This is a genomic window from Ruegeria sp. N10, from assembly GCF_056531545.1.
Map to the genome: position 1 here is coordinate 1 of NZ_JBQFLY010000021.1, position 11,714 is coordinate 11,714.

The 11,714-nt window shown below is 59.6% G+C and carries 9 protein-coding genes; 1 reads left to right on the forward strand and 8 read right to left on the reverse strand.

Annotated elements, in window-relative coordinates:
- The 7 genes from ACR0JI_RS19375 to ACR0JI_RS19405 all read right to left on the reverse strand — a co-directional run.
- A partial coding sequence (locus ACR0JI_RS19375) for a dTDP-4-dehydrorhamnose 3,5-epimerase family protein (RefSeq protein WP_480496097.1) occupies positions 1–199 on the reverse strand: 199 nt, incomplete at its 3' end.
- Positions 200–341: 142 nt separating this feature from the next.
- On the reverse strand, positions 342–2,105 hold the full coding sequence (locus tag ACR0JI_RS19380; protein ID WP_480496095.1) for a Mur ligase family protein: 1,764 nt from the start codon (positions 2,103–2,105) through the stop codon (positions 342–344).
- On the reverse strand, positions 2,102–4,903 hold the full coding sequence (cphA, locus tag ACR0JI_RS19385) for a cyanophycin synthetase (protein ID WP_480477559.1): 2,802 nt from the start codon (positions 4,901–4,903) through the stop codon (positions 2,102–2,104). Before cphA ends, ACR0JI_RS19380 begins: the two co-directional genes overlap by 4 nt.
- Positions 4,904–4,918: 15 nt before the next feature.
- The gene (locus ACR0JI_RS19390) at positions 4,919–5,812 is read right to left on the reverse strand and encodes a cyanophycinase (RefSeq protein WP_480477557.1); all 894 of its coding nucleotides are present in this window, start codon (positions 5,810–5,812) and stop codon (positions 4,919–4,921) included.
- 272 nt (positions 5,813–6,084) lie between these two features.
- Entirely contained in the window at positions 6,085–7,596 is a 1,512-nt protein-coding gene (gene amaB / locus ACR0JI_RS19395) for an L-piperidine-6-carboxylate dehydrogenase (RefSeq protein ID WP_480496093.1), read from the reverse strand.
- A 3-nt stretch (positions 7,597–7,599) separates the two neighbouring features.
- Positions 7,600–8,706: a saccharopine dehydrogenase family protein gene (locus tag ACR0JI_RS19400; RefSeq protein ID WP_480496091.1), complete on the reverse strand. Its 1,107-nt coding sequence runs from the start codon at positions 8,704–8,706 to the stop codon at positions 7,600–7,602.
- Positions 8,707–8,840: 134 nt separating this feature from the next.
- The gene (locus ACR0JI_RS19405; RefSeq protein ID WP_480496089.1) at positions 8,841–10,094 is read right to left on the reverse strand and encodes a cytochrome-c peroxidase; all 1,254 of its coding nucleotides are present in this window, start codon (positions 10,092–10,094) and stop codon (positions 8,841–8,843) included.
- 33 nt (positions 10,095–10,127) lie between these two features.
- Here ACR0JI_RS19405 and ACR0JI_RS19410 point away from each other — a divergent pair, with 33 nt between their 5' ends.
- Complete coding sequence (locus ACR0JI_RS19410) at positions 10,128–10,598, forward strand: tetratricopeptide repeat protein (RefSeq protein WP_480496087.1); 471 nt, start codon at positions 10,128–10,130, stop codon at positions 10,596–10,598.
- A 30-nt stretch (positions 10,599–10,628) separates the two neighbouring features.
- On the opposite strand, the gene ACR0JI_RS19415 is transcribed toward ACR0JI_RS19410, so the two are convergent.
- Entirely contained in the window at positions 10,629–11,690 is a 1,062-nt protein-coding gene (locus ACR0JI_RS19415; RefSeq protein ID WP_480477547.1) for a TRAP transporter substrate-binding protein, read from the reverse strand.
- Positions 11,691–11,714: the final 24 nt, after the last annotated feature.

The window sequence follows — 11,714 nt, forward strand, 5'->3', positions numbered from 1 at the left end:
GCGCCTGAAAATGCAGGCCGCGCAATGTCCCCACCGCGGACGACAGCGAATGGTTGTCCTGCACAAATTCCGGCAACACAACCCCAGCCTCTTCCAGCCGCGCCTTGTTCCAGCTTTCAGAAAAAAACCCCCGCAAATCCCCATGCCGCTGCGGGCGGATAACCAACACACCCGACAACCCCGTCCGCTCAATCTCCATAACACCTAACCTCAACCGTCTGTTGCCTGTGTTAGGCGAGTATTGTCAGGCTGGGTGTCAATGCAAGGGTGATGCGCGATTTGCTGCTCAGATGATCGCAGACGGAAATGGTGGTTCGTTGCTTAGCTGATTCCTCAACCCGCTAGGTCGCCTGCTGGTTCAGCATCTCAAGCACGGCGTCGCGTTCCGACAGAACCAGCAGCAAGGCTAGATCGCCCGGTTCCACCTGTTTCAGGATCATCGCAGAGGCTTCGGACGGGGACGCGGCCCTCTGGATCTGGGTCTTGTCATATCCCTGTTCCAGGGCAGACTTTTCGATCAGGTCCGGTATCTCTCCCAATGAGCGGCCCCGTAGATACCCTTCCAGTTCAGCAGCAACGACCACGTCGGGTTGGAAGTTCAACGCGGTTGCGGTGACGTCCCGAATGTCCTGATCCGAGCGGTCTCCGGCATGGCTGAGCATGATGAACCGCCGTTTTGCCGGCAGGGCCGACAGCGCATCGCACACGGCAGAAATCGAATGCGGGTTATGCGCGAAATCCACGAAAACCTGAGCGCCGTTGTATAGGAATTCGTTACAGCGACCCGGATTGTCCCTGGCATCCGGTTTGAACCCGGCCAACCCATTCCGCACCGCCTCAAGCGTCAGCTTCAAAGCCAGCGCAAGGCACATAGCCGCCAGGGCGTTCAGGATGTTGTATTTCGCGGCCCCATCCATGGTCAGGGGCACGTCGGACACAGCTATGACCACCTGCTCGGAACGGCCGTCGAAAAAGACGACATTGCCCTGCGAAACATAGGCGCAGCATGTTCCCGCGTCCCGTGCCCGACGGATCAGATCATTCCCGGCATCCAGAGAAAACCACCAGATATTTGCCGTAGTGTTTTCAGCCTCGGCACGGACAAAAGGATCATCGGCATTCAGGGCCAGAACGCCGCCCTTGGTCAGTGTCCGGTGCACGGCGAATTTCGCCTGAGCCAGCTCGGGCACCGTGTTGACGCCGTATTGCCCCAGATGATCGTTCGCCACGTTGGTGACAGTGGCGGCCATGGCGGCACGTGTCGGCAGGCCGCGGCGCAAGATACCCCCACGGGCCACTTCAAGGCAGCCGATTTCAAGCCGCTTGTCGCGCAGTAACATCCGTCCTCCGCCGGGGCCGGAATAGTCGCCGCGATCCAGAATATCGTCGCCCACTCGCACAAACTCGGTCGAGGTCAGCCCCGCGACCTTGCCCGAGGCGCGAGCGATGGCCTCCAGCAACCGTGTCGTCGTGGTCTTGCCATTTGTTCCGGTGATGAAGGCGACGGGGATGTTGTGAAGGTCGGGCCAGTCCACGTCATCCGGGGCGGGCAATGCGTCGACAGGCCAGGTTTGACTGCCGGTGCCATGCCCGATGGAAATTTCGTCATCGTCGCACAGGATATCCACGCCATGCGCCTCGGCTGCCGCGATCAGGGCGATCAGCGCAGGATTGGCCTCCTTCGCCATGACGCCTTTGACGTCCCGGATCATCTGATCAAAATCGCCCGGCGTCGTCGCCAACAACTCTGCCGCACAGAAATGCCAGGCGGTCTGCGCTGCAAAGATCGCGGAATAAAGCTGATCCATCGGTGCCGAGATTGCCAGATTGACACCACCGGTGAAGGTACGGTGGGTCAGTGCCTGATCCTGCCAGCCAAGCGCATCAAGAACGCGCCGGGCATGTTTTTCCCACAGTGCAATGACCTGCGCGGGGTCGATATCCGTGAAAAACACATCCATCACCGCGCCGGGGTGATCCCATAACAGGCCGGGGCCGGTCAGACGCCGCGCGTCATCCACCTGAATATGATCAGCGGTCGCGCATTCGATGATCAGCGCGGTTTCAAGCTCTTCGATCCGGTCCATTCCGGTGCCCTCGCTCAATCCGCGTCTTCGCTGACTTCACGCGCCAGTCTTACGCCGCGTTCGTCCCGGATCAGGTTCTGGTCGCTGTCGAACATGTCCTCGAACGTGGTGTCGGCGGGGCTGGTCCTGGGTGCCGCCTCGGTTTCAGAGGTTTCGCCATCGGAATTGAAGTAGATGATCTGTTTCCAGCACCGTGTGGTGTCATCGCCAAAGATCACCAGCAGATCGCCCGGTGCCGCCATCTCAAGCGCGGCGGTCACGGCCTCAACCTCATCCGGGATGATCGTGATCGCCTCATCCGGTGTCCCGCAATCGATCAGGGCCTGCCGCATCATTTGCGGCACTTCGTCATGCCCGCGACCCCGGCGGCGGTCATCGGCCTTGCAGATGAAATGATCAAAATGCCCGGCGAGCGCTGCGGCTCCATCAACGATGTCTTCATCGCGGCGGTCGCCGGGCATCGCAACAACGCACAGCCTGCGGCCCTTGACGTCCAACTGATCGGCCAATGCGGCCATCGCTTTCAGCGCGGCTGGGTTGTGGCCGTAATCAAGAATCACTTTGAAGGGATGTTCATCATAGACGTTCATCCGCCCCGGCGCTTGGAAATAACTGGTGTCGAAAGTGCGCAGACCATGCCGGATATTGTCCAGATCGACCCCAAAACTATAGGCCATTGCCGCCGCGACCATGGCGTTTTGCACGTTGAAGATCGCCTTGCCCTCAAGGGTGGCGGGGATCAGATGCGACCACAGAACCGGGATGTGAAGCCCTTTGTCATAGATGGTCAGCATGTCGCCATTCATGCCTTTTTCCAGCACGATGGCTTTGCCCCCTGTCTTGATATGTTCCTTGACCAGACTGTGACCGGGGTTGGTCGTGACATAGAAGATCTGATCCGCCCCGGCATAATCGGCCATTTTCAGACAATTGATGTCGTCGGCGTTCAGCACGGCCGTATCGGTCGCGCTTTCCACCACCACCCGTTTGACGACGGCCAGCTCCTCTACCGTGTTGATCCCGCCCAGACCCAGATGATCTGCCGAGACGTTCAGACAGGCCGCCACGTTCGAGCGTTGATAGCCCAGACCCGAGCGCACCAGCCCGCCCCGCGCGGTTTCCATCACCGCAAAATCGACCATCGGATCACGCAGGACGATCTGTGCCGATTTCGGGCCGGTCATGTCCCCCTTGACGCTCAGCTTGCCATCCACATAGACGCCGTCGGTCGAGGTCATGCCAACGATCTTGCCGCTGGTTTTCATGATATGACCCAGCATCCGCGACGTGGTCGTCTTGCCGTTGGTGCCGGTTATGGCCGCAATCGGGATGCGGGTCTGTTCATTGGGGGGGAACAGCATGTCGATGACCTTGCCCGCCACATCGCGCGGCTGACCTTCGGACGGGGCCACATGCATCCGGAAACCGGGGGCGGCGTTTACTTCGACAATCGCGCCACCGATATCTTTGTAGGATTTGGTAATATCGTCGATCAGGAAATCGACACCGCCCACATCCAGCCCGACGGCCATGATGGCGCGTTCGGCCATGTCGCGGTTGTCGGGATGCACCACGTCGGTCAGGTCGATGGCGGTGCCACCCGTTGACAGGTTCGCGGTCGAGCGCAGATAGAAAACCTCGCCCTCGGGCAAGACAGTGTCTTCCGTCACGCCCGCATTCTCCATCAGGCGGTTAGCCTGATTGTCCAGCTCGAGCCTGGTCAGCACTTTTTCATGCCCGATGCCCCGACGCGGGTCTTGGTTCACGATGTCGACCAGTTCGGCAATCGTATGGGTGCCGTCGCCTATTACATGGCCGGGGACGCGTTTGGCCACCGCAACCAGTTTGTCGTTCACGACCAGCATCCGGTGATCAAAGCCGGTGATGAAGCTTTCAACCAGAATGGCGCGGCTGCGTGAATGCTCCTTGGCCTCGGCAAATCCCGCCTCGACCTCGGCATCGGAATTCAGATTGATCGACACGCCGCGCCCATGGTTGGCGTCCAACGGTTTGACCACCACCGGAAACCCGATCCGCGCTGCCGCACGAACGGCCTCGCGGGCCGAATAGACCATGCGTTGCTGCGGTACCGGCAGGCCAAGATCGTTCAGCAGATTATGGGTGTCTTCCTTGTCGCAGGAAATCTCGACCGAGATATGCTTGGTCTCGGACGTAATTGTCGCCTGAATGCGTTTCTGAAACTTGCCGTGTCCGAATTGCACAAGCGAGCCGGAATTCAGCCTGATCCACGGGATGTCGCGTTCCTGCGCCGCCTTGACCAGCGATCCGGTCGACGGGCCAAATTCCTTGCGTTGCGCCCTCAGCACAAAGCTGCGCAGTTCTTCATCCCAGTTGAAGTCCGGGTCGAATTCGTAATCCACCTGATCTTTCAGGGATTGCGGCAGCAGGTGCATCAGCAACCGCATCGCCAAATTGCCCGCATCCAGACCGACGTCACGCTGGCGGTATTCATAGACCATATTGTACTGGCCCGGCTCACCTGTGCCGCGCGTACGGCCAAAGGTCACGTCGGACCCGGCCACGTTCTGCACTTCGATGGCGCAATGTTCCAGCACATGCCCCAACCAGGTGCCTTCATCCTCGCGCAGGCGGCGGATGAAGCCGCCGGGTTCGCGATAGGAGCAGCCATGTTCCGCCAGACCGGGAAGCGCCTTGATCAAGGCGTCAATAAACTCGGAACCAATTTTTGCCGAGGGCCACTCTTCCAGAACACCCAGATCGATGACGTGGCGAATGACCGGAAAACTTGCCCAGACATTTGGGCCGACAAAGACATTGGTCGAGATTATTTTCATGAGGCTCCCCGTTGGTTAGCTATTATTCCCCCCGCTGGCGGCCTCTTGACCGGACATGTCCGGCAATGTGCAGAACGCCATATGCTCATCCGGCGGAAAAGCCTGGCGAGCCGTCAGATCATAACGGCACCCTTCGCCCAGAACGTCAAGCCGAAGTCCAAGCAGGCTCAGTGCTTCACCGCGGCGCGCGTCCCACATCGACGAATGAGTCAGATGACTGGCGTCAACGACGGTAACCGATCCACTGCCCACGACTTCAAGGACATTATCGGGTCCGATGAAGGCTGCCGTGTCTTCGTCGATACCCAGTCCGATCAAAAAAGGGTTGAAAGATGAAGCAGTTAACAAACGTCCCAGCCGATTGCGCTGTGTGAAATGCTGGTCGATGATGACGGCGTTGGTCAAGCCCATGCCCGGAGCCAGCGTGATATTGCCCTCAGCCGGGGCCGAGTTGCTGCTGCCCCCGGCCACCATGTGTTCGGACATGATTGATGCCCCGGCTGAAGTGCCGGCAACCGGCACACCGGCCGCATTCCGACGGCGAATTTTCTGCGCAACAAGCGTGCCACCCAGAATCGCCGACAGTCGCAGCTGATTGCCACCGGTCATGAAAACCCCTGTGGCGCGGTCTAGCATCTCGGCATAATCGGGATTATCGCAATCGGCACGACGTGAGATGGGCAGAAATTCGACCTTGCCCGCACCCAGTTCGGAAAAGATGCGATTGTAATCCGGTCCGGTCTCTTCCAGCATCGAGGCTGTCGGGATCACGACAATATCGGCATTCTCACCACCTGAAAGCTCTACGAACTTACGGTGGATCTGCATTTCCTTGACGCGGTCTTCGCCGCCGCCGATCGGGATGATGAACCCGCGCGGGGTCTCTGCATCAACGGGTGCAGGGCACATATCTTACTTACCTTCCGGTATAAAAGCAGCCAGCCATCGGGGCCACTCGGACGCTTAATCTGTTCATACATGCCGTGTCGGGCCATCTGACCTTATCGGACATGCCGTTCCCCCCAGCGACATCACATGCCGCACGGCAGGGATTTCGTCAAGAACCACCGGTTTTGTGCCTGCTTCAGCCTGCCAGTGCCAAACCCTGCGCGACAAAAGCAATCCCCCCGAAACATCAAAGCTCCGGGGGGATCAGAATGTCCGTCAGTTTGCGCGCTGGTTCAGATGTCGAATTTGACACCCTGCGCCAGCGGGAGCTCTGCCGAGTAGTTCACGGTGTTGGTCTGGCGGCGCATATAGGCCTTCCACGCGTCCGAGCCGCTTTCGCGTCCGCCACCGGTTTCTTTCTCGCCTCCGAATGCGCCACCGATCTCGGCGCCCGAGGGGCCGATGTTGACGTTGGCAATACCGCAATCCGACCCCGCCGCAGTCAGGAATTGCTCGGCCTCGCGCATGTTCAGCGTGAACACACAGGATGACAGCCCTTGCGGCACATCGTTTTGAATCTGGATCGCATCGTCAAAATCGTCATAGCCCATGACATAAAGGATCGGTGCGAATGTCTCGGTTTTCACGACCGCACTTTGGCCGGGCATTTCGACGATTGCGGGCTGCATATAGACACCCGCAGGAAGCCCTGCGGTCACGCGCGCGCCGCCAAACACGGTGCCGCCTTCGGCCCTTGCGGTTTCCAGTGCGGCTGTCATGGCGGCACCCGATGCCTCATCTACCAGTGGCCCGATCAACGTGCCCTCAGACAGCGGATTGCCGATGGGCAAACCGGCATAAGCCTTTTTCAGGCGGCCCACCAGTTCCTCGCGGATCGAGTTGTGCACGATCAGACGGCGCAGCGTGGTACAGCGCTGACCGGCGGTCCCAACGGCCGAGAAGACAATGGCGCGCACGGCCATTTCCAGATCCGCCGAAGGGCCAACGATCATCGCGTTGTTGCCACCCAGTTCCAGAATGCACTTGCCAAAGCGTGCCGCTACAATGGGCGCAACTGCACGACCCATACGTGTCGAACCCGTGGCCGAGATGATCGGAACATCTTCGCTGGCCACCAGCGCCTCGCCCAACTCCGCGCCACCGATCAGGACCTGAAGTAACCCTTCGGGGGCATCGCCAAACCGCACCAGCGCGCGTTCAAAGATCTTCTGGCAGGCCATCGCTGTCAGCGGGGTCTTCTCGGACGGTTTCCAGACCACCGGATCGCCACAAACCAGTGCCAAAGCGGCGTTCCACGACCAGACGGCAACCGGGAAATTGAAGGCCGAGATCACCCCGACTGGGCCCGCCGGATGCCAGGTTTCCATCATCCGGTGCCCCGGACGTTCCGATGCGATGGTCAGACCGTAAAGCTGACGCGACAGACCAACGGCAAAGTCGCAGATGTCGATCATCTCCTGCACTTCGCCCAGACCTTCGGACGTGATCTTGCCGGCCTCCCAGCTGACAAGCGCGCCCAGATCGTCCTTGGCGGCGCGCAGCTCTTCGCCCAACAGGCGGATCAGCTCGCCCCGACGCGGGGCCGGCACAACGCGCCACGCCTTGAACGCGGTTTTGGCGCGGGCAATGATCGCGTCCATTTCGGTGGCCGGAGTTTCATGCACGTCGGCCAGCAGGCTGCCGTCAATCGGCGACGTCACTTTCAGGGTGCCGCCCTTCAATGCGGCACCCGTCAGATCCAGATTTGCAAGCGTGGTTTGGGCTGTCATTACGATGTCTTTCATATCTCAGGCCGCCTTGTTTTGCCGGGTCACGTCACCAGCACGATACAGCTGGCCAAATTCTGTTTTCAGGAAGTCGTTCAGTTTGACCTGTTCCTGCCGGACAAACCCTTTCGAAGGCAGCGTGCCGGTACGCATCAGGTCAACGACGCCCAGAATACCCGCAGCTGTGGTGACCTGAATGGCACTCCAGACCTGTCCGTTGATGGTACGGGCAAAGCTCTTGTTGATCAGGGATTTCTCGCGCAGAACGCCATTGATCATACCCTTGGCCGTGCAATAGACCAGCACCACGTCCTGATCGGTGCGGGGCAGGGCGGTCTCGAAGATCTCTTTCAGCAGATCGCGGCGGCGTTCCAGCCCCAGATCGTGCAGCAGCAGCTTCAGGATTTCACAATGGCCGGGATACCGGATCGTGCGATAAGACACGGCCCGCGCCTTGCCTTCCAGCGTTTCCGGCAGCGTGCCCAACCCGCCCGAGGTGTTGAAACACTCGTATTCCACACCATCGTGACCCAGAATCTCGTAATCTTCCAGTGGTGCTGTCTTGACCAGTTTGCCGTTCACAATGGCGTCGCAAGGATTGCAGTACTCGTTGATCAACCCATCGGTCGACCAGGTCAGATTGTACTTCAGCGCATTGGTCGGATAAAGCGGCAGTGCCCCCACCCGCATATGCAGGCTGTCCAGCTCATCGAACTCCGCTGCAAGCGCGGCTCCGGAGATACCCACAAAACCAGGTGCCAGACCACATTGCGGCATGAAAGCTGTCTCACTGCCTTCGGCCAGCTGGCGTACGGCCTCTGTGGCCGCAACGTCTTCGGTCAGGTCGAAATAATGCGCGCCCGCCTCTTTGGCGGCCTTGGCAATGTTCGGGGTCAGAAAGAACGGTGCCGCTGAAACCACGGCGTTAAACCCGGTCAGTTCCTTTGCCAGACTGTCAGCATCCCGGGCATCAATCTGTTTCGTGCCAATACCAAGCCTTGTGATATCACCCAGTGCTTTCAGGTCATGGTCGGCCACAGTCACTGTATAGTTTGGCGAGGCCCTCAGCAGCGTCGCGATCATCTGACCGATCTTGCCTGCCCCGATTACGCAAATATTCCAGGACATCAACGTCTCCGTAAATTTCTGTTCCTGATATTATGGTGCAGGGCTGGCCAGACATTTCATAGACCGCAATTTGACGAAGTGATCGGATATGCCGACATTATGTCGGATCAATTGGCATTATGGCGCAACCGCCTTCAGGGGTTGAAATCGGCAGGCACCCCGAAAGGAGGAGAGCCAACACCAGTGCCCGTCAGGGAATGCAGAAATGCGACAAGGGCGCCGATTTCCGCATCCGAAAGTGTCACTGGCACAATGTCGATCCTGCTGCGCTGGCGTTCCATTTCGAACCGGTCTTCCCACACCGCGAAATCCGCCTCTTGCAACCAGGGGACCTTGGGCAACGCAGCCATGTCGGGTTTCCATTTGGCAAGGCTGGTCTGTGGGTCAAGATGGTGACGGATCATGCTTTCGAGGTCCGCAAAAGCACCGTTATGCCCGTAGGGCGCGGTCAGGGCGACATTGCGCAGCATCGGCGTGCGAAAGCGATAGGCGTCTTCCAGACGGTTGCTTTCCGCCATCCGTCCAACGTCCCGCGCATATGGGTCCCATTGCCGGGTCCGGCCCGGCCCGAAAGGGGGCAAACCTAGCGCGTGAAACTCTTGGTCCGACATCAACGGACCCGCATGGCAGGTCGCGCATCGCGCATTGCCATAAAACAGGTTCATCCCGTCTTTCTGGATGTCTGACAGCGCATCCTTGTCCCCGGCCAAGTACCGGTCGAATGGGCTGTCGGTGCTGCGCCACTCGATGGCCATGAAGGCCGCCAGCGCGTTGGCGATCTGGGTGATCGTGATGTCTTCGGTGGTCTCGATGTTGTCAAAAGCCGCGACTATGGCAGGGCCATAGCGCGGATCGGTCCGCACGCGTTTGGCAAGGATCGGCCAGCCCTTGTCGATCCTGTCGTGAACCGCGCCGGTCACCTGATTTTCAGCGACATTACCGGCCATCTCGAATTGCGCGGTCAGCGGGAACAAGGCCTGCGCCGCCAGAAGCGAGTTCAATCCCCCGGGCAGCCATTCCTGTGCAGGCGAATTGAACCCGTTGCCATAGAGGTCCGAGATGCTCAGGCGGCCATCGTGGAAAACGGTACGGATGTCCTTGGCCCCGAGGTTCCACAACCCCGGCGCATTTCGGGGAATGCGTTTGCGGATCTTGTCCGCCCCGGTACCCGGTGTGCGCTCCGGTCCAAGACCCTGTCCGCCTTCGCCGATCCCCAGGGATAACCCGTCGGAGGTGCCGAAATCGGGGTGGTGGCAATGGGCGCACGAAATGTTCTGATTGCCTGACAGGATCGGATCGTAAAACAGTTGATGACCGATAGTGGCCTGTTCCATATCAAATGGGATAAAGTCATCATCTGTCAGCGGGCGTGGCAGGTCCTGCGCCACCGCGGCCCCCGCCCAAACGAGGACAATCGCCCAATGCGCCAGTTTCTCTTTACCCTTTGTTTTCTTGCGACCCCGGCTCTGGCTGAGCTGGAACAGGCCCGTGACTTGATGGAGGCCGGAGAGTTTGAAGCCGCGCGCGCAGAACTGCTGCCCGCCGCCCGGTCGGGCAATGCCGAGGCCGAGGAACTGATTGGTGTGATGTACGGGCTGGGTCTTGGGGTCGAGCAGGACCACGAAAGGGCGTTTGAATGGTATCTGCGTGCCTCGATGAAGGGGCATCCGGGGGCGCAGTCGGGGGTCGGCTGGTACTACGAACTGGGTCTGGGATTGCCCGCCCCCGATCTGGTGCGGGCCTATATGTGGTACACGCTCAGCGCCATTGGCGGCGATCCCGATGCGGCGATCAGCCTTGAGGAAGTGATCAAGAAAATGTCGCCGGAGCAGATCGAGAAGGCGCATGTTCTGGTCAACGACTACAAAGGGTGGATGTACCCGTTTCGATAAGGGCCGGGCCACAAGGCCCGACCCGTCCGTTTAGTTCAGGTCTGCATTGCGCGAGGCGTTCACGTCCGCCTCAGCCGCCGTGACCGCTTCGGTCAGCGCGGCAAAGATTTCATCACCACGGGCAACATTGGTCTGGAACCAGTCATAGACAGGTGAAGCCGCGGCTTTGAACGCAGCCTTCTGCTCGGGTGTCGGGACATACAGGTCACCGCCACCTGCGACGAAGTCCTCATAGGCCTGAATCGATTTGCGCTTGGGCGAGGCAAAAGTGGCCTGTTGCAGGGCGTAGAACCCATCGACAACGACCCGGCGCATATCTTCGGGCATCGCCTGGAACTTGGCGTTGTTCATCCACCACAGCGCACCCATATAGGCGTGCCCGTCCAGCGTGACATATTGCAGGCCGGCATCCGGGAACTTCATGCCCATGATGTCGGTGATGCCGTTCTTGGACCCCTCGACGACGCCGGTCTGGAAGCTGGTGAAAAGTTCCGGCCACGGGATCGGTGTAGGTGACGCGCCTAGTGCCTTGACCAGTTCCTGTGGCAGGTCGGCGACGACGGTACGGATTTTCAGACCTTCCATGTCGGCAGGCTCGGCGACGCGGTGCTTTGTGTTGGCGAAGTTGCGCCAGCCGCCGGTGTTGCCGATGGTCATCAGGCGGATCGCGCCACCTGAATCCTCCAGCGCCATGTCGCGCATCTTACGGGTGAAATCGCCCGACAGAACATGCTCGGCGATCCGGTCATCGGCCATCAGATAGGGCAGGTCCAGAACCTGCACATAGGGGAAGATGCCCGAGGCCCCGCCCGAGGTAGAGATATAGATATCGATGGTGCCATCCGCCACGCCTTGCAGGCATTCTGCACCGTTCGAACACAGCTGGGTGCCGATGAACAGCTCAACCTCGATGGCGCCGTTCGACGCCGCCTCGACATAGTTCTTGAAAACGATCAGACCGTCGTAATCCTCGTCATTTTCGTTCGAATTGGCAGTGGCGCGCAGCGTATAGTCCGCAGCCACCGCAGCGACCGCAGACGCGGCCACAAGCGATGTGGCAATCGCCGCTGTTTTGATGAAGTTTCCGAGCATGCGTTTCCTCCCTGTGATACTCAG

What these genes read in the sequence shown, in the direction of transcription:
- cphA (WP_480477559.1), bottom strand. Translation starts at nt 4,903, where the DNA reads ATGAAAATAATCTCGACCAATGTCTTTGTCGGCCCAAATGTCTGGGCA.
- ACR0JI_RS19390 (WP_480477557.1), bottom strand. Translation starts at nt 5,812, where the DNA reads ATGTGCCCTGCACCCGTTGATGCAGAGACCCCGCGCGGGTTCATCATC.
- amaB (WP_480496093.1), bottom strand. Translation starts at nt 7,596, where the DNA reads ATGAAAGACATCGTAATGACAGCCCAAACCACGCTTGCAAATCTGGAT.
- ACR0JI_RS19400 (WP_480496091.1), bottom strand. Translation starts at nt 8,706, where the DNA reads ATGTCCTGGAATATTTGCGTAATCGGGGCAGGCAAGATCGGTCAGATG.
- ACR0JI_RS19410 (WP_480496087.1), top strand. Translation starts at nt 10,128, where the DNA reads ATGCGCCAGTTTCTCTTTACCCTTTGTTTTCTTGCGACCCCGGCTCTG.
- ACR0JI_RS19415 (WP_480477547.1), bottom strand. Translation starts at nt 11,690, where the DNA reads ATGCTCGGAAACTTCATCAAAACAGCGGCGATTGCCACATCGCTTGTG.